The organism is Acidovorax sp. JG5 (genome assembly GCF_017939685.1).
Lineage (GTDB): Bacteria > Pseudomonadota > Gammaproteobacteria > Burkholderiales > Burkholderiaceae_C > Acidovorax.
Genome location: NZ_JAGKSE010000003.1, coordinates 20,166 through 38,228 on the forward strand (window position 1 = coordinate 20,166; position 18,063 = coordinate 38,228).

General features: G+C 68.2%; 17 protein-coding genes. 9 read left to right on the forward strand and 8 right to left on the reverse strand.

Annotated features, from left to right (window positions below):
* The first annotated feature begins 140 nt into the window (after window positions 1–140).
* Window positions 141–1,412 carry a CaiB/BaiF CoA-transferase family protein gene (locus J8G26_RS04210; RefSeq protein ID WP_210568048.1) on the forward strand — a complete coding sequence of 424 codons (1,272 nt, stop codon included), beginning with the start codon at window positions 141–143 and terminating at the stop codon, window positions 1,410–1,412.
* Between the two features lie 24 nt (window positions 1,413–1,436).
* Here J8G26_RS04210 and J8G26_RS04215 read toward each other — a convergent pair whose 3' ends face one another.
* On the reverse strand, window positions 1,437–2,630 hold the full coding sequence (locus tag J8G26_RS04215; protein WP_210568049.1) for a sugar transporter: 1,194 nt from the start codon (window positions 2,628–2,630) through the stop codon (window positions 1,437–1,439).
* A gap of 330 nt (window positions 2,631–2,960) precedes the next feature.
* Window positions 2,961–3,455: a hypothetical protein gene (locus J8G26_RS04220; protein ID WP_210568050.1), complete on the reverse strand. Its 495-nt coding sequence runs from the start codon at window positions 3,453–3,455 to the stop codon at window positions 2,961–2,963.
* 214 nt (window positions 3,456–3,669) lie between these two features.
* Here J8G26_RS04220 and J8G26_RS04225 point away from each other — a divergent pair, with 214 nt between their 5' ends.
* From J8G26_RS04225 to J8G26_RS04235, 3 genes are all read left to right on the forward strand, one after another.
* The gene (locus tag J8G26_RS04225) at window positions 3,670–4,629 is read left to right on the forward strand and encodes a chemotaxis protein (RefSeq protein WP_210568051.1); all 960 of its coding nucleotides are present in this window, start codon (window positions 3,670–3,672) and stop codon (window positions 4,627–4,629) included.
* 347 nt (window positions 4,630–4,976) lie between these two features.
* A complete protein-coding gene (locus J8G26_RS04230) occupies window positions 4,977–5,597 on the forward strand; it encodes a hypothetical protein (RefSeq protein ID WP_210568052.1) in 621 nt (206 codons plus the stop codon).
* Window positions 5,598–5,781: 184 nt separating this feature from the next.
* The gene (locus J8G26_RS04235) at window positions 5,782–6,432 is read left to right on the forward strand and encodes a DUF4124 domain-containing protein (protein WP_210568053.1); all 651 of its coding nucleotides are present in this window, start codon (window positions 5,782–5,784) and stop codon (window positions 6,430–6,432) included.
* An 18-nt stretch (window positions 6,433–6,450) separates the two neighbouring features.
* Here the strand turns inward: J8G26_RS04235 and J8G26_RS04240 are convergent, their stop codons facing one another.
* Window positions 6,451–7,401: an NAD-dependent epimerase/dehydratase family protein gene (locus J8G26_RS04240; RefSeq protein ID WP_210568054.1), complete on the reverse strand. Its 951-nt coding sequence runs from the start codon at window positions 7,399–7,401 to the stop codon at window positions 6,451–6,453.
* A gap of 181 nt (window positions 7,402–7,582) precedes the next feature.
* Here J8G26_RS04240 and J8G26_RS04245 point away from each other — a divergent pair, with 181 nt between their 5' ends.
* Window positions 7,583–8,641, forward strand: coding sequence for a CDP-6-deoxy-delta-3,4-glucoseen reductase (locus tag J8G26_RS04245; protein WP_210568055.1), 1,059 nt, complete (start codon window positions 7,583–7,585; stop codon window positions 8,639–8,641).
* Between the two features lie 105 nt (window positions 8,642–8,746).
* Window positions 8,747–9,724: a tripartite tricarboxylate transporter substrate binding protein gene (locus J8G26_RS04250; RefSeq protein WP_210568056.1), complete on the forward strand. Its 978-nt coding sequence runs from the start codon at window positions 8,747–8,749 to the stop codon at window positions 9,722–9,724.
* Window positions 9,725–9,767: 43 nt separating this feature from the next.
* Here the strand turns inward: J8G26_RS04250 and J8G26_RS04255 are convergent, their stop codons facing one another.
* Window positions 9,768–11,081 carry an aminotransferase class III-fold pyridoxal phosphate-dependent enzyme gene (locus tag J8G26_RS04255; protein WP_210568057.1) on the reverse strand — a complete coding sequence of 438 codons (1,314 nt, stop codon included), beginning with the start codon at window positions 11,079–11,081 and terminating at the stop codon, window positions 9,768–9,770.
* Between the two features lie 118 nt (window positions 11,082–11,199).
* Here J8G26_RS04255 and J8G26_RS04260 point away from each other — a divergent pair, with 118 nt between their 5' ends.
* A complete protein-coding gene (locus J8G26_RS04260) occupies window positions 11,200–11,937 on the forward strand; it encodes a TetR family transcriptional regulator (RefSeq protein WP_210568058.1) in 738 nt (245 codons plus the stop codon).
* Here the strand turns inward: J8G26_RS04260 and folK are convergent.
* From folK to hda, 4 genes are read right to left on the reverse strand one after another with little or no spacing between them, the layout of a single operon-like run.
* Complete coding sequence (gene folK, locus J8G26_RS04265; protein ID WP_210568059.1) at window positions 11,934–12,431, reverse strand: 2-amino-4-hydroxy-6-hydroxymethyldihydropteridine diphosphokinase; 498 nt, start codon at window positions 12,429–12,431, stop codon at window positions 11,934–11,936. The two genes, J8G26_RS04260 and folK, sit on opposite strands and share 4 nt — an antisense overlap.
* A gap of 14 nt (window positions 12,432–12,445) precedes the next feature.
* Window positions 12,446–14,110 carry a polynucleotide adenylyltransferase PcnB gene (gene pcnB, locus J8G26_RS04270; RefSeq protein ID WP_210568060.1) on the reverse strand — a complete coding sequence of 555 codons (1,665 nt, stop codon included), beginning with the start codon at window positions 14,108–14,110 and terminating at the stop codon, window positions 12,446–12,448.
* A gap of 52 nt (window positions 14,111–14,162) precedes the next feature.
* The gene (locus tag J8G26_RS04275; protein WP_210568061.1) at window positions 14,163–14,900 is read right to left on the reverse strand and encodes an HAD family hydrolase; all 738 of its coding nucleotides are present in this window, start codon (window positions 14,898–14,900) and stop codon (window positions 14,163–14,165) included.
* 35 nt (window positions 14,901–14,935) lie between these two features.
* Window positions 14,936–15,634, reverse strand: a complete 699-nt coding sequence (gene hda / locus J8G26_RS04280) for a DnaA regulatory inactivator Hda (protein ID WP_210568062.1) — start codon at window positions 15,632–15,634, stop codon at window positions 14,936–14,938.
* A gap of 175 nt (window positions 15,635–15,809) precedes the next feature.
* On the opposite strand from hda, the gene purM reads away from it, so the two are divergent.
* Together purM and J8G26_RS04290 are read left to right on the forward strand one after the other, a co-directional pair.
* Window positions 15,810–16,886: a phosphoribosylformylglycinamidine cyclo-ligase gene (purM, locus tag J8G26_RS04285; RefSeq protein WP_087747069.1), complete on the forward strand. Its 1,077-nt coding sequence runs from the start codon at window positions 15,810–15,812 to the stop codon at window positions 16,884–16,886.
* Window positions 16,887–16,902: 16 nt separating this feature from the next.
* Window positions 16,903–17,982, forward strand: coding sequence for an AI-2E family transporter (locus J8G26_RS04290; protein ID WP_087748339.1), 1,080 nt, complete (start codon window positions 16,903–16,905; stop codon window positions 17,980–17,982).
* Window positions 17,983–18,063: the final 81 nt, after the last annotated feature.

Here is an 18,063-nt window from a genome sequence, read left to right on the forward strand (position 1 = left end):
CGCTGCGGGGCGGCCCTTGCTCGGCGTCCCTGGCCTGGAGACACGCGCAACTCATCCCTCATGCCAACTCCATACGTTTAGGCTGCTAGCGCTTGATATACAAGCGCTAGCAGCTATGAATTTAATAGCAACCCAACTTCATGACCACACCCTCCCCCAACGCTGGCGCCCTCGCTGGCATCAAGGTCCTCGACCTCTCCCGCGTGCTGGCGGGCCCCTGGTGCACCCAGATGCTGGCCGACCTGGGAGCCGATGTGGTCAAGGTCGAGCGCCCCGGCCTGGGCGACGACACACGCCAGTGGGGCCCGCCCTTTTTGAAGGACGCCGAGGGCAACGACACGAACCAGGCCAGCTATTTCACGGCCTGCAACCGCAACAAGCGCTCGGTGACCATCGACATGGCCACGCCCGAGGGGCAGGCGCTCATCCGCCAGATGGCCCTGCAGGCCGACATCGTGGTGGAGAACTTCAAGGTCGGCGGCCTCAGGCAATACGGGCTGGACCATGAAAGCCTGCGCACGCTGAACCCGCGCCTCATCTACTGCTCGGTCACCGGTTTCGGGCAAGACGGGCCGTATGCCGAGCGCGCCGGCTACGACCTGATGGTGCAGGCCATGACCGGCATGATGAGCATCACCGGCCGCGCCGACAGCGAACCCGGCGGCGGCCCGCTGCGCGTGGGCGTAGCGGTGATCGACCTGTTCACCGGCATCTATGCCAGCAACGCCATCCTGGCCGCGCTGCATGTGCGCGACAACGCCGTGAGCGGCACCGGCCTGGGCCAGCACATCGACATGGCACTGCTCGACGTGGGCATGGCCGTGCTGGCCAACCAGGCTTCGGGCTTTCTCGCCACGGGCCAGGCGCCCGGCCGCATGGGCAACAGCCACCCGAGCCTGGCGCCTTACCAGGACTTCCCCACGCAGGACGGCAACATGCTGCTGGCCATTGGCAACGACGGGCAGTTTCAGCGCTTTTGCGCCGCTGCCGGCCAGCCCCAGTGGGCCGCCGATGCCCGCTTTGCCACCAACACGCTGCGCGTGCAGCACCGCGCCGAACTCATCCCCGCCATGGAAGCCGTCACGCGCACGCGCACCACGGCCGCGTGGATTGCACTGCTGGAAGACAAGGCCGTGCCCTGCGGCCCCGTCAACACCATTGCCCAGGCGTTTGACGACGCGCAGGTCAAGGCGCGCGGCCTGGCCGTGACGCTGCCGCGCTGGAAGGCGGGCGAGGCCGGCGACGGCGTGGCGCAGATCACCGGCGTGGCCAGCCCGCTGCGCCTGTCCAGCAACCCGCCGGTGCTGCGCAACGCGCCACCTGCGCTCGGGCAGCACACCGACGAGGTGCTGCGCGAACTGGGCCTGAGCGCGCAGGCCATTGCCGCACTGCGTGAGAGCAGAACCCTCTGAGAGGCACAGGGGTGATGGAAACGATCAACCCGCCGGCACCCCGCGAAAGCCCTCGCCCCAGCGCCAGAAGGCCAGCGCACACCACGCCAGGCCCAGCGCCACCAAGGCACCGCCGACCACACCGATGTGCTGCATGCCCCAATGCTGGCTGACCTGGCTGCCCAACAGGGCACCAGCCCCAATGCCGATGTTGAAAATGCCGGAGAACATGGACATGCCCACATCCGTGGCATCGGCGGCCATGCGCAGCACCTTGGCCTGCATGGCCAGCGTGAAGCAGATCAGCGCCACGCCCCACACCGCGCAGACCAGGTACAGCGCGCCGATGGAACGCGTGCTGGCCAGCAAGACCAGCAAACACAGCGCCAGCGTCGCCAGCGCCAGCAACAGGAACCCGTGCGGAAAGCGCATGCCAAAGCGGCTGAACAGCAGACTGCCGCCCACGCCCATGCCGCCAAACAGCAGCAGCACCACGGTGGTGGTGTCGCCGCTATAGCCGGCTATGGTCTGCACCAGCGGCTCGATATAGCTGTAGGTGGTGAACTGCCCCGTCACCACGACGACCAGCAGCAGGTACAGCGACACCAGCGCCGGACGGCGCAGCAGCATGGGCACGCTGGCCAGCGACCCGGCGTTCTGGCTGGGCAGCAGCGGCAGCCATTTGGCCAGCCCCAGCAGCACCACCGCCGCCACGCCGCCAATGGCCCAGAACGTGGTGCGCCAGCCCAGCCATTCGCCCACCACGCGCCCCAGGGGAATGCCCAGCACCATGGCCAGTGTCGTGCCCGTGGCCAGCAGGCTGAGCGCCTGCGCCTGTTTTCCCTGGGGTGCCACGCGCACGGCCAGCGAGGCGGTGATCGACCAGAAAATCGCGTGCGACAAGGCCACACCCACGCGGCTGAGCACCAGCACCGGAAAGCTCCAGGCAACGCCCGACAGCCCATGGCTGACGATGAACACCAGAAACACGCCCACCAACAGCTTTCGCCGCTCGACGCTCTTGGTCAGCAGCATGAAGGGCAAGGACGCCAGCGCCACGATCCAGGCATAGATGGTGAGCATCAGCCCCACCTGCTCCGTTGGCATGCCAAAGCTGCCGCCAATGTCGCTGAGCAGGCCGACGGGCACGAATTCGCTGGTGTTGAAAACAAAAGCCCCCAGGGCCAGGGCAATGACGGCCAGCCAGGCTTGGGCAGGGCTGCGGGAAATGTTGGACATAAGGCAATGAAAAACGTGCCCCACCTCCTGCGCGACTTCCTGCGCGGCCACGGGCATCCGCGTTGGTTATTGCAACTGCGGTGACGACTGCGGCGGCACCAACGCGCAATGCCACGGCGCAACCGGCAAGGCTTGCCAGTGAAGGTTCAGGGTGGGGAGACAAAGAAGGCGCACAAAAAGTGCACGAACAGGGGGCAGGCACGCAACCTGCCCATGAATGCTGCACCGCACAACGCTTCGATTCTGGCATTTTCCAGCCTTGCGCGCTCGCGCTGCCGAAACACCATTTCTGCAGGCAAGGGCAGCGGGACTGAACGGTTCCGCCAGCCTTCAGCGCGGCCGCTCAAAACCGCTCACCACCCACGCCTCAGCGCTGGCCACGGTCAACTTGAAGCCCGGCGACACCGGCACGCGCGCGACCTCTTCACCGTATTCGTCCTGTGCGTGCAGCGTGGCGGTCGCGCCTTCTTCGTCGGGCACGATGGCCAGCGCCACGCGCAGGCACTGGCCCTGCACCGTCACGGTGACGTTTTTGTTCAGTTGGGCATGCAGCTGCTGCTCGTGGCGGCGCAGCACCTCGCTGGCCGTCTTGACCAGGGTGTTGAAGGCCGACACATCCAGTGGCTTGGGGTTCTTCTTGTCGCGCCCCATGGTCCACGGCCCCACCAGCGCCGGCTCGGCCTCGCCCTGCAGCGTCATGGCCACCGCCCAGCCATCGTCGTCCTCGTTCTTGATGACCCGCGCCGTCCAGCGCCCATCGCTCCACAGGCGCGGTTCTTGAACGGGGGCGGGCGTGTCGGGGGTATCAGGGATGGCGTCGGTCATGGGCACTGCGGCAGATCGGGGAAAAGGCGCAGAGCATACGGCGGATTGCCACGGCCCCGCCCGCGCCCTGTAGCACCGCGCCACATGGCGGGGCTTTTCGACCGATCCGCGCTGGCCCCGGCAGTATTTCTTCGCGCAGCCCACTGATTCAGGCGGTTCCATCGCTTCTGCTTCTAAAATTTGTAAAAGCGCGTATCCGCGCCAAGGACACTCCATGCAAACCGTACAGCGAGATAGCGAAGAGCGCACCCACCTCACCGGCAACAACCAGTTCGAGCTCTTGCTTTTTCGCCTGGGCGCCGACAGCGCGCTGGGCCAATCCGAGCTGTTTGGCATCAACGTTTTCAAAATCCGTGAAATCGTTGCCATGCCCAGCATCACCCCCATCGCGGGCGCTGCGGCGCACTCGATGGGCGTGGTCAACCTGCGCGGGCAGATCATTCCGGTGCTCGACCTGCCGGCCATCATGGGCTGCACGCCCAAAACCGGGCTGAACATCATGCTGGTGACCGAATATGCGCGCACCACCCAGGCGTTTGCCGTGGAGTCGGTGGAAGACATCGTGCGGCTCGACTGGAAGCAGGTGCTGTCCGCCGAGGCCAGCGGCGCGGGCGGCAAGCTGGTGACCAGCATTGCGCGCCTGGATGGCAACACCGACGGCTCGCGCCTGGCGCAGGTGCTGGATGTCGAGGCCATCCTGCAGCTGGTGTCGCCGCCCGAAGGCAACCCGGTTGACGCCCAGAAAGTGGGCCCGCGCCTGGCGATGCAGCCCGGCACCATCATCCTTGCGGCCGATGATTCCTTTGTGGCCCGCTCGCTCATCGAGCAAGAGTTGCAATTGCTGCACGCCCCCTTCGAAATGGTCAAGTCGGGCCAGGAAGCCTGGGACCGCCTCAATGCCCTGGCCACCCAGGCCGCCGCCGAAGGCAAAACCGTGCTGGACAAGGTGGCGCTGGTGCTGACCGACCTGGAAATGCCCGAGATGGACGGTTTCACGCTCACACGGCACATCAAACAGGATGCGCGCTTTCAGGGGCTGCCGGTGATCATCCACTCGTCGCTGTCGGGCTCGGCCAACGAACACCATGTGCGCAGCGTCGGTGCGGACGGCTATGTGGCCAAGTTTGTGGCCGAAGACCTGGCCGGCGCCATCCGGCGCGTGCTGCCGGCATAGCCGGCAGGTGGCGCGCGATAATTGTTGGTCAAAAGTGGCCTTGGCGTTTACCAGACAAGCGCAAGCAGCTATATAAAATATAGCAATTATCAGGCGCGCTTTGGCGGATCGGCTAAATCCTCGGGTCTGACAATGCCACGCGGCCCAGGCCCCATTGCCGCACGGGTAGTTGCACTGGTAGCTACACGGGCAGCGGCGTTGGTCATGGGGCCAGGTCAACCAAGTGGTGTCGTCAGGCGTCTAATGGGCACGGCCGGTCCGTGAAGTTGTAACGCCCCGCCGGGGCGCTTTTCAAGGGCTTTACGCAGCGGGCGGAACGCCTGCCGCAGCGCCAGAGTCTGACCACCATGACATACCAACTTGCCCGCCTTGTTTCTGCCGTTGCGCTTGCCGCGCTGGCCACGGGCTGCGCCGTGGTTCCTGGCGACCCTTACGACCCTTATTACACGCCCCAGCCGTCGGGCTATGGCGTGTATGAGCAGCCTGCCTATATCTACGGCAGCCCGCCGCGCGCCTATGGCTACCCGGTGGCCCCGCCACCCGGCTATTACGGGCGCCACCACGACGACCGCAATGACTGGCGTGAACGCGAGCGTGCCCAGCGCGAGCGCGAGGCACAGCGCGAACGCGAAGCCCTGCGTGACCGGGAAGCCCACCGCGAACGCGAAGCCCGCCAGGCCCAGGACGCTCGCCGCGCGCAGGACGCCCGCCGGGACCGCGAGCGCGACCAGGCGCGTGAACAAGGCCGCCGTGAGCAGGCTCAGCGTGAGCAGGCCCAGCGGGATCAGGCGCACGATCGAGGGCGCCGTGACCAGGCCCAGCGGGATCACGGCAACCGCGATCAGGCCCAGCGCCCGCGCCGCGATGACGAACGCCACCCGACGGGCGACAACGCACGGCAAAATCGCCCGGATCGCCCGGACCAGCCGCGCTGGAGAGGCGACGCCCCGCGCGGCCAGGGCAACTGAGAGGCTGAGAATCTTTTGCGCATGCCCGCTCATCACGCCAAAACGCACCCGCTCGTCGTTGCAAATGCGCGCCATAGCCCGAGCTATGGCTGTGCTTTGCGCCTAGATCGGCTGCGTTGTGGCGCGCTGCTCGGACCCGCGCAAAAAACTCTCAGCCTCTGAGGAACCCTGAAGGAAAACCACCATGCCCCTCGTGCGCAATTGCCTGGTCGCCGCCGCGGCGCTGCTGTGTTTCGCCGCGCAGGCCCAGGTGCTGCGCTGCACCGACGCGCGCACCGGCCAGGTCACCTACACCGACGGCGCCTGCGCGGGCTCTGCATCGGTGCGCGAGGTCGAACCCCGCAAGACGCCGCAGGAAATCCAGCTGGAGCGCGAGCAGGCCGCCGAGGCGCTGGCGCGCAAGCAGCAACAACTGCAGGCCGAGGCGGCTGCCCAGCAGATCGACGCCGACCGCGCTGCCCAACGTGAGCGGGATCTTGCGGCACGCACTGCTCGCCCGGCGGCGCGCGCGCAGGACTATGCGCGGTCGGCCGAATGCGCCCGGTCGCGCCGCAACCTGGATGTTGTCGTCAGCAACACCAGCGGCACCTACGACCAGAACCTGCGGGTGGAAACCGCACAGCGCCAGGTGGACCTGGACTGCCTGGGCCCCGAGGCCTATGCCGAGGTGGAAAAAGCCCGCGCGGCCAGGCAGGAGACGGCCCCTGCGGTCGTGGTGGTTCCGCCGCGCCACCCGACCTACACCCGGCCCAGCCCACCGCCGCCACCGCGCAAGTTCACGCAGTGCAACGTGTTTCGCTGCTACGACAGCCAGGGCAACAGCTATCCACGCTGACAGCGCGGTGGTCAGGGATCAGGCGCGCAGGCCTTGCGCCACGGTGGGGTAGCGCAGCCGCAGGCCCAGCTCGCCCAGCAGCCGCTGGTTGTCGAGCCGGCGCGATTCGCTCATGAAGCTCAGCAGCATCACCGGCAGCGCATCCTGCGCCGTGCTGCGCGGCACCCGGGGCGGGCGCGGCAGGCCATACAGGTCGGCGGCCAGATCGAAATAGTCGCCCATCTTCATCTCACTGCGGTCGCTGGCGTTGTAAACCCGCTGGGGCTTGCCACGCCACAGCGCCGCCAGGCAGGCGCGCGCCAGGTCATCGGCATGGATGTGGTTGGTGTACACGTCATCCTGCGCCAGCAGCACAGGGGTGCCCTTGCGCAGCCGCGCCTCGGGCGTGCCGCCCTCGCGGTCGGGTGCGTAGATGCCCGGAATGCGCAGGATGCTGGCGCGCACGCCGGCACGCCCCAGGTGGCGCACAGCGCGCTCGGCATTCACGCGGCGCTGGGCCCGCGGCGTGCCGGGCGCCACGGTGCGGGTTTCGGCCACCCGCGCGCCCGCGCAGTCGCCATACACACCGCTGGTCGATGCATACACCAGCGACACGGGCAGGCTGCGCAGCCGCAAGGCCCGGGCCAGGGCCACGGTGCGCGGGTCGCGCCACCATGCAGTGCCGCCGCCACCTTCACCCGGTGGCGGGGCCAGGTGCACCACGCGCGTGGCCAGGCCCGACAGGCGGCGCAGTGTGGCGGTCTGATCGAGGTTGCCCACCAGCGGCGTCACCCCCTGCGCGCGCAGACTGCCCACGCGCCCGGCCTGCGAGGTCAGCGCCAGCACGCGCATGCGCCGCGCACCCGGCCCGGCCAGCAGGCTGCGCGCCACGCGCTGGCCCACATCGCCATAGCCCACGATCAGCAGGCGCTCGCGCCGAAAGCGCGAGGGCAGCGCGCCCAGCCCGCTGGCCAGTGCGACGGTGCTCATTGCGCCCCCCGCCATGAACGGGCACGGCGCGCGCTGTGGCTCTGGCGCGCCGCGGGCGTGCCGGGCAGCCACACGCGGCGGCAGGCCTTTGCGCGGTTAAGGGAGTGATCAGGTTCTGAGGGCAAAATCGGGGCCATTCGCATGAAGACAGCTTGAAGAATAGTCCAAGGATACCCACAACATGACCCGTGCCGAGACTGCCAACGCAGCGTTCCAGATCACCGTGCAACCCAGCGGCCGCGCATTCAGCGCCCAGGCCAACGAAGCCATTCTGGCCGCCGCCATCCGCAGCGGGGTGGGCCTGCCCTATGGCTGCAAGGACGGCGCCTGCGGCTCGTGCAAGTGCAAGAAGCTCAGCGGCGCCGTGCACCATGGCGCGCACCAGTCCAAGGCCCTGACGGCCGACGAGGAAGCCGCGGGCTTCGTGCTGACCTGCTGCGCCCACGCCCTAAGCGACGTGGTGCTTGAATCGCGCCAGGTCACCGACGAAAGCGCCTACCCCATCAAGAAGATGCCGGTGCGCGTGGCCGCGTTCGAGAAAAAATCGCACGACGTGATGCAGCTGCGCCTGCAGCTGCCCGCGGCCGACACCTTCCGCTACCACGCGGGGCAATACATCGAGTTCATGCTGCGTGACGGCGCGCGCCGTGCCTATTCGATGGCCAACGCCCCCCACACCCAGGCCGAGGCGCCGGGGCTGGAGCTGCACATCCGCCACATGCCGGGTGGCCTGTTCACCGACCATGTGTTTGGCGCCCTGAAGGAAAAAGAAATCCTGCGCATCGAAGGCCCGTTTGGCAGTTTTTTCCTGCGCGAAGACACGGACAAGCCCATCGTGCTGCTGGCATCGGGCACGGGGTTTGCGCCCATCAAGGCGCTGATCGAGCACATGCAGTTCAAGGGCATCACGCGCCCCACCACGCTGTACTGGGGCGGCCGCCGGCCGGGCGACTTGTACCTGCACGACTGGATGCTGGCGCGCGCCGCAGAGATGCCCCATCTCAGCTATGTGCCCGTGGTGTCCGATGCCCTGCCCGAAGACGGCTGGACGGGCCGCACCGGCTTCGTGCACCAGGCCGTGCTGCAGGACTTTGCCGACCTCTCGGGCCACCAGGTGTATGCCTGTGGCGCGCCCATCGTGGTGGACTCGGCACGCGCCGCCTACAGCGCCGAGCGCGGCCTGCCGCCCGACGAGTTCTTTGCCGACTCCTTCACCTCCGAGGCCGACAAGCACGGCTGAACCCGCCAGATTGCGGGTGGATGGAGGCGCCGCTAGCGCGGTGCCCATCGCACCGGCCAGCGGCCTTTTTCAGGGCCAGCGCTGCGTTTTTTGCACAATGGAGCCATGAACCGCCGAAACATCCTTCTTGCAAGTGCCGCTGCCGCAGCGGTTTTTTCTTCTTCCCTGGCCATGGCGCAGGACGCGGGCGCGCCCATTCGCCTGATCGTTCCCTACGCCCCCGGCGGCCCGCTGGACATCACGGCCCGCGCGCTGGCCGAGCGGGTGCGCGACTCGCTGGGCACGGTGATCATCGACAACAAAGGCGGTGCCGGCGGCAACATCGGTGCCGATGCGATCGCCAAGGCGGCGCCGGACGGCCTGACCATCGGCATCGCGGCCACCGCCACGCACGCGGTGAACCCCTGGCTGTACAGCCGCATGCCCTACGACGCGGGTAAGGACTTCGCCGGCATCACGCAGATGGTGCGCGTGCCCAACGTGCTGGTGATCAACGCCGCCAAGGCTGAGCAGCTCAAGATCAACACCCTGGCGGACCTGATCGCCTATGCCAAGGCCAACCCGGCCAAGCTCAACTACGGCAGCGGCGGCAACGGCAGCGCCGGCCACCTGGCGGGCGAGATGTTCAAGCAGCGCGCCGGCATCTTCGCGCTGCACATCCCCTACCGCGGCGCCAACCCCGCGCAGTTGGCCCTGTTGGCCGGCGAGGTGGATTTCAACATCGACAACCTGGCGGCTGCGGCCCCCAACATCCGTGCCGGCAAGCTCAAGGCCCTGGCCGTGACCTCGCTGGCCGCCAGCCCCTCGCTGCCGGGCGTGCCCCCGCTGTCGGACACCTTCAAGGGCTTTTCCATCGACACCTGGTGGGGCCTGGTGGCCCCTGCGGCCACGCCCAAGCCGGTGATCGACAAGCTCAACAAGGCCTTCGTGGCGGCCCTGAATGCGCCCGAGACCAAGACCCGCTTCGGCCTGCTGCTGGCCGAGCCCGTGCCCACCACGCCGGCGCAGTTCGAGTCCTTCATGGCCAGCGAGCGCGCCAAGTACCAGCAGGTGGTGAAAGCCTCCGGCGCAAAGGTCGACTGATCGTCCCCCCGCTCCCTTCTTCAGCGCCCCGCGGGGCGCTTTTTCATGCCCGGGCCGGCAGCACGTTGCGCTGCCTTGCCACCACGGCATCGAGCGCGGCCACCAGGGCATCGCATTCGGCGTCGCCCACGGGCAGCGACAGCGCGATCAGGCCGCGCCTGGCCATGAACACGCCCTCTTCCAGCAGGCCGAAGAACACCAGGTCCTTGGCGCGCCCGTCGGTGCCCTGCAGGTCGGCGGGTGAGTGCACGGGCGCGGCCGTGGCGTGCAGCGCCATCAGCGATCCGGTGCCGGTGAAGGCCATGTCCACACCGTGGCCGGCCAGCACGGCATTGAAGCGCGCGCGCAGCTGCTCGCCGCGCTGGTTGAGCGCCTGCACCACTTCGGCGGTCAGCACCTGCGTGAGGCCCGCATGGCCGGCGGCCATGGTGAGCACGTTGTTGTTGAAGGTGCCGGCGTGGGCCAGCGCATCGGGGCGGCGCGGGTCGAAGCGCTCCATCACGTCGCGGCGCCCGCCGAACACCCCGAACGACATGCCTCCCCCGAGGTACTTGCCTGCCGTGGTGAGGTCCGGCCGGATGGCCAGCAGCGCCTGGCGCCCGCCGAAGGACAGGCGCGAGGTCATGACCTCGTCGAACACCAGCAGCGCACCGCAATCGTCGGCCAGATCACGCAGCGCCTGCAGGAAGGCCGGCTCGCCAGCAATGCAGCCGCCCGCGCCCAGCATGGGCTCGACCAGGATGGCCGCGATGTCCGCCCCGTGCGCGGTCACCAGCGCGCGCACGCCGTCGGCATCGTTGTAGCGCGCCAGCACGAAATCGTGCGGCACGTTCATCGGCGAGCCCCCGCCCGCAAAGGTGAGCACGCCGCCGTGGTAGGCCCCGTCGAACACGACCACCTTGCTGCGCCCCGTGTGCGCCTTGGCGGCGGCCAGGGCCAGCAGATTGGCCTCGGTGCCCGAATTGGCAAAGCGCATCAGCTCCATGGAGGGAAAGCGCCGCTGTATCTCGTGCGCCAGCAGGCCCTCGCGCGCCGTGTGGGACGACAGGTTGATGCCGCCAGCCAGCGCCTCCTGGATGGCACCCATGATGACCGGGTGCGAGTGGCCGTAGAGCCCCGCCGTGAACTCGCCCAGCGCATCGATGTATTCGTGGCCATCGGCATCCCACACCCGGCACCCAGCGCCACGCGCCATGCTGAGCGGGAAGGGCCCGTGGAACAGCACGCTGCGGGTGTTGCCACCGGGCAGGGATTTTTCCGCCTCGGCCAGCAAGGCGGCGCTGCGCGGGTTGCGCGCGCGGTAGGTTTCCACCGCCTCGAAAAGGGCGTGGTCCAAGGGGGTCTGGGTGGCGTTCATGCGATCTCCTGTACGGTGTACAAGAAATTATGAGTCCAAGGGGGCGATCTGGCAAGCGGCGGCGTCCAACGCAGCCGGATGCCCGACAATCCAGCCACCGCCTTCGCCCTTGTTCCCCATGCCCCGCGCCCGCACCAAAGCCCCTGTTTCCGCCGACACCGCTGCTGACGCCACGGCCACGCCCCTGTCGCGCGAGAGCGTGCTGGCCGCCGCCCTCACGCTCATCGACCAGCGCGGGGTGGAGGCCTTCAGCGTGCGCGACCTGGCCCGCTCGCTCGGCGTGTACCCCACGGCGCTGTACTGGCATGTGCCCGGGGGCCGCAATGCGCTGATCGCCGGAGCGGTGACAGCCGCGGTGGGCGCGCTGGAACCACCTGACGCGGCAGGCGACTGGCAAGCCGAGCTGCGCGCCCTGTTCGCACGCTACCGCCGGGCCGTGCAACGGCACCCGCGCATCGCCCCGGTGCTCGGTGCGCAGCTGGTCTCCAACGCCAGCCTGGATCCGCTGCTGCTGGAGAGCATCCTGGCACTGCTGGAATCGGCCGGCTTCGCGGGCCAGGGCCTGTTCGATGCCTACAACGTGGTGATTGCCGCCATGGTCAGCTTCGTGACCCTGGAACTGGCGCCGCAGCCCGAGGACGACCCCGATGGCTGGGCCGCAGGCCACCAGGCTCGGCTGGCACAGATCGACGCTACGGCCTGCCCCACCCTGGCGCGCCACCTGCCGCAGATGGCCAACCGCGCCTTCGTGGTGCGCTGGAGCAGCGGCAGCACGCACCCGCTGGATGCGGGCTTCGATGCCTGGACGGAGGTGGTGGTGCAGGGGCTGGCCGCTCGGCTGCCCCAGGCGGATTAGCTGCTGGCGCTTGCCACCGGCCAGAGCAGGGTGTCGGTGCGCTCGATGCGCTGGCTGGCAACGGCATCGAGCTGCGCTGGCGTGACGCGCTCGGGCGCCAGCTCGGACAAGGGCAGCAGCACGAAGGCCCGTTCCCCCATGCGCGGGTGCGGCACGGTGAGGTCCACAGTGGCAATGGCCTCGTCGCCATAGAGCAGGAGGTCCAGGTCCAGCGTGCGCGGCGCGTTGCGGTACAGGCGCTCCCGGCCCGCCGCCACTTCGATGGCCTGCAGGGCCTGCAGCAGGGCTGTGGGCGACAGCCCGGTGGCCAGCTCGGCCACGGCATTCAGGTAGTCGGGGCCATCGGCATCCACCGGCGCGCTGCGGTACAGCGAAGACACCTGGCGCACCTGCGTCTGCGGCAGGGTGGCCAGGGAGGCCAGCGCCTGCTGCAGCGCGGCGCCCCGGTCACCGAGGTTGGCACCCAGGCCGATGAAGGTCGCTACTACGGCCATGCCGGTGCAGCCGCTCACTCGGCCGCGGGCGCGGCAGAGCCTTCACTGCCACCACCCGCACCACCACCGCCCGTGGGCTTGCGGCGACGGCGGCGGCGCTTCTTGGGGGCGCTGCCGTCGGGGGGCACGGCATCGCCACCGTGCTCGGGGGCGAAATCATCGCCCTCGTCCTGCCCGCCGTCGGCGGAGACAGCGCGGGGCGCACGTGGCTTGGGTTGCGCGGCCGCCGGGGCCTGGCCCTCGCCAGCGGGCGCCGCCTTGGGCACGCGGCGCGCCGTGGGCTGGGCCACGCGCTGGCGCGCCTTCTGTTCCTCGCGGGCCTGGTCCATCAGGTCTTCGCGGCGGTCGTCGTCGGCAGCCTGGAAGTCCTGCCACCATTCGGCCAGGGCCTCGCCGATCTCGCCCACATCGGCACGCAGGCGCAAGAAGTCGAAGCCGGCGCGAAAGCGCGGCTGCATGACCATGCCGAAGGGTGTGCTGCCCACGCGCTTTTCGAAGCGCGGCTGCATGACCCAGATTTCGCGCATGTCGGCCGCCAGCTTGCCGCGGCCCGAGACGTCGCCGATGCGCTTGTCGAACACCTCGTCGATGGCCTCCTGCAGCGCCGGCAGCGCGTGCTGGCGCTGGTTGGTCATGCGCGCATCCCAGCCATTGCGCACGTCTTCCCACAGCACGCAAGCCAGCAGGAAGCTCGGCGCCACGGGCTTGCCTTCGCCAACGCGGCGGTCGGTGTCGGCCAGGGCGGCGCTCACGAACGGCGTGTCGGCGCGTTCCACCGCCACGTCCAGCAGCGGGTAGATGCCCTTGGACATGCCGAGCTTCTTGAGCTGGGCGATGGTGGCGATGGCATGGCCGGTCTGCAAGAGCTTGAGCATCTCGTCGAACATGCGGCTTTGCGGCACGTCGGCCAGCAGCGCCTGGGACTGCACCAGCGGCGCGGCCGTCTTGGTCTCGATGGTGAAGCCCAAGGCGCTGAGCTTGGCCGCGAAGCGCACGGCGCGGATGATGCGCACGGGGTCTTCGCGGTAGCGCGTGGCCGGGTCGCCGATCATGCGCAGCGTCTTCTTCTTGGCATCCTGGATGCCCTTGTGGTAGTCCACCACGATCTGGCTGACCGGGTCGTAGTACATGGCGTTGACGGTGAAGTCGCGGCGCGTGGCGTCCTCGTCCTGCGGGCCCCAGACGTTGTCGCGCAGCACGCGGCCGCTGGCGTCCACGGCATGCTGCATGCCCGACAGCTGGGCCTTACTGGTCTTTTCGTTGCCCGCCACCTGGCCGGCGGCGGCGTTGTCGAGGTAGGCGCGGAAGGTGGATACCTCGATCACCTCGTGCTCGCGTCCCCGTCCATGCACCACATGCACGATGCGAAAGCGCTTGCCGATGATGAAGGCGCGGCGAAACAGGCCTTTGACCTGCTCGGGCGTGGCGTTGGTGGCCACGTCAAAGTCCTTGGGGCGCAAACCCAGCAGCAGGTCGCGCACGGCGCCTCCCACGATGTAGGCCTCAAAACCCGCCTGCTTGAGCGTGGCCACCACCTCGGCGGCGCGGCGGTCCACCAGCTCGGGATTGATGCCGTGCACCGAGGCGGGCACTTCTTCGCGCTTGCCGAAATGCGGCTTGCCGCGCGAGGTGCCGGGCGTGGATTTGCCGAGCAGTTTGTCGATGAACTTCTTGATCATGGGTATGCAGTAAACAGATGGAGCGGCGCAGACATGCGGTCACGGTGCGGTTTCAGGGTGCGGCATCCTGCACTGGAGCGGGCTGCGCATTCTGGTTTGTGCCGGTCGAAAACAGGTCCAGTATGCGCCAGCCGCGCTCTCGCGCCAGCGCCCTCAGCCGGGCGTCGGGGTTGGTGGCAACGGGGTGGTTGACTTTTTCCAGCAGCGGCACATCGTTCATGGAATCGCTGTAGAACGTGCTCTCCACATCGCCCCACGAAAGCCGCCGCTCGGCCAGCCATTGTTCCATGCGCCGCACCTTGCCCTCGCGCATGGTGGGAATACCGTCGATCTCGCCGGTGTACCAGCCCTGCGCATCGCGGGCGAGCTGCATGGCCAGCAATTGCTGCACCCCCAGGGCCTGGGCAATGGGGCGGGTCACGAACTCGTTGGTGGCCGTGATGATCAGCACGTCATCGCCGGCCGCCTGGTGCTGGCGCAACAGTTCGCGCGCCTGCGGGTGGATGGCAGGCTCGATCACTTCGCGCATGAATTGCGCATGAGCGGCAGCAGCGGCCTCGGGCCCGCGCCGGCGCACGGCCTCGGTGGCAAAACGCACATAGTCATGCACATCCAGCGTGCCGGCCTGGTAGTGCGCATAGAACGCGTCGTTGCGCCTCGCAAATTCGACCGGGTCGTTCCAGCCGATGCGGATGGTGAACTCGCCCCACTCGTAGTCGGAGTCGATGGGCAACAGCGTGTGGTCCAGGTCGAACAACGCAAGCCGCAGGCGGCGGGGTTCAGAAGTCATTCAGGTTCACAAAAGAGCAAAAAAATGGCACGGCGTCATTCGGATTCGAGCATCGTCTTGAGCAGCGGAATCGTGATGGCGCGCTGGGTGCGCAAGGCAAACGCATCGAGCTGGTCGAGCAGTTGCATGAGGCTGCCCAGGTCGCGCGAGAAGCGATTGAGCATGAAGTCCATCACCTCGTCGCCCAGAAACACGCCCCGGGCATCGGCCTCCTGGCGCAGCACCGCGCGGCGGGCGGTTTCGTCGAGCAAATGCAGCTGGAACACATGGCCCCAGCCCAGGCGGCTGCGCAGGTCGTCGCGCAGCGGCAGATCGGCCGGCGGCAGGTTGCCGGCCGCCAGCACCCAGCGCGGTGCGCCGTTGGCGGGGCTGATGGCATTCACAAACCAGTTAAAAGCCATGGCCTGCTGGGCGGTGCTGTAAAGGTGCACGTCGTCCAGAACCACGGCGGCCCAGCGCTCGTCGAATTCGGCGGGCATGGCCACCGAGGCATCGAGCCAGCCCACGCTGGCGCCCTGGTCGCTCAGGGCCTGGTGCACCGCCTTGAGCAAGTGGGTCTTGCCGCTGCCCGCCTCGCCCCAGAGGTAGGTGGGCACGGGCGAGCGGGTGTCCTGCTGGCTGCCCTCGCCCACCCACAGCTGCAGGTGCTGCAGCGCGGCCTCGTTGGGGCCGGCAAAAAAACGCGCCAGCGTGGGCCCCGTCGCCAGGCCAATGTCCAGGGCCAGCTGTTTCATGGCTGCAGCCCGCAGGCACAGGGGCAGGCGCAGGGTTGGATAACGGCAAACGGCATGGGCATGAAAGGCAAAACGGGGCAGGAAGTAAGGGTGAACGGAGGGTGCGCGGTGCGCACCCCGTAAAATCTGCGCAAATTTTAGTCTGCCGCGCACGCTGGTCCGTGCCATCCCTGCCATGAGCTCCTCTGCATCCACCCCCACCCCCCTGTCCTACAAAGACGCTGGCGTTGACATCGACGCGGGCGACGCCCTGGTCGAGCGCATCAAGCCGCTGGCCAAAAAGACCATGCGCGAGGGCGTTTTGGCCGGCATCGGCGGCTTTGGCGCGCTGTTTGAAGTGCCCAAGCGCTACCAAGAGCCCGTGCTGGTGAGCGGCACCGACGGCGTGGGCACCAAGCTCAAGCTGGCCTTTGAATGGAACATGCACGACACCGTGGGCATCGACCTGGTGGCCATGAGCGTGAACGATGTGCTGGTGCAAGGCGCCGAGCCGCTGTTCTTCCTCGACTACTTCGCCTGCGGCAAGCTCGACGTGGACACGGCCGCTGCCGTGGTGGGCGGCATTGCCAAGGGCTGCGAGCTCTCGGGCTGCGCGCTGATCGGCGGCGAAACCGCCGAGATGCCCGGCATGTATCCGGCGGGCGAATACGACCTGGCCGGCTTTGCCGTGGGTGCGGTCGAAAAATCCAAAATTCTCACAGGCAAGGATGTGCAGCCCGGCGACGTGGTGCTGGGCCTGGCGTCGAGCGGCGTGCACTCCAATGGCTTCTCGCTGGTGCGCAAGTGCATCGACCGCGCCGCCGGCAACCTGCCCGCCACGCTGGACGGCAAGCCCTTCAAGCAGGCCGTCATGGAGCCCACCCGCCTGTATGTGAAGAACGTGCTGGCCGCGCTGGCCGCCCACCCGCATTCGGCAGATGCCACCTCGCCCGGCGGCATCAAAGCCCTGGCCCACATCACCGGAGGCGGCCTGCTGGAGAACATTCCCCGCGTGCTGCCTGACGGCACCGCTGCCCACCTGCAAAAGGGCAGCTGGCCGCAGACCGAACTGTTTGCCTGGCTGCAGAAAACGGCGGGCATCGACGACATCGAAATGAACCGCACCTTCAACAACGGCATCGGCATGGTGGTGGTGGTGGCTGCGGCCGCTGCCGACGCCACGGCCGCCACGCTGCGCGCCGCGGGCGAGCAGGTGTACGCCATTGGCACCATCGCACCGCGCGGCGAAGGTGCCGCCGTGGTGGTGGGCTGACGCCGCACGGGCCCCGATGGCGCCGCGCTCCCGCTCCGACACCACGGCCATTGCACCGGCGGCACCCTCCCCCCGCCCTGCGACGCGCAGCATCGAGACCGCCAGCTACCTGCTGATGGCCGCAGCGCTGCTGCTGATCATGTGGCGCGGCTTGCTGCCCGGCCTGCTGTGTGTCTGCCTGGGCTTTCTGCTGACGCGGGCCTTCAGCGGCTGGTTCGCCCGGCTGGTTCGCCCGCCGTCCCACGCCAGCGTGCCACCGCGCGCCGCCCAGGTGGCAGCCGCCGCGCTGGTCATGCTCAGCCCGCTGGTGCTGCTGGCGGTGGGCCTGACGCAGTCGCGCAGCTATGTGGTCGAGCTGCCGCAGCAATACCGCGAGCTGCTGGACTACATGGCGCGCACGGTGCTGGAGCTGCGCCTGAAGCTGCCCCCCGACATGGCGGTGTACCTGCCAGAGGGCGCCGCCGAAATCCAACGCGCCATCGCCAGCTACCTGGGCGCCAAGGCCGGCGCGCTGGCCATGGCGGGGCGTGCCTGGCTGGCGGGCCTGCTGTTTGCCTATGTCGGCCTGCTGATCGGGGCGCTGGCCGCCGTGCGCCCGCCCGGTCTGGCGCGCGGCCCGCTGGCGCAGCAACTGGCGCAGCGCATCAGCCGGTTCGGCGAGGCCTTCCGGCAAATTGTTGCGGCGCAGTTCTGGATCGCAGCCTTCAACACCCTGCTCACGGCCCTGTTCCTGCTGTTCGTGCTGCCGTACTGGGGCCTGCAATTGCCCTACACGCCGGTGCTGATCACCTTCACCTTCGTGGCCGGGCTGGTGCCCATCGTGGGCAACCTGCTGTGCAACGCGGTCATCACCATCGTGGGGCTGTCGGTGTCGCCCATGGCGGCGGCCGCCTGCCTGGGCTTTCTCATCCTGATCCACAAAGCCGAATACGTGATCAACGCCAAGGTGGTGGGCAGCCGCACGCAGATGGGCGTGTGGGAGCTGCTCAGCGTGATGTTCGTGGCCGAGGCGGTTTTTGGCCCGGCGGGGCTGGTGGCGGCGCCGCTGTTTTACGCCTACCTCAAGAAAGAACTGGTGGCGGCGCGGCTGGTGTAGCGGCAGCGTCGTGCGGGGACGCCAATACTTCATTATTGATAGCACACGGCGCTTTATCCATAAGCGCCAGCGGCCATTTTT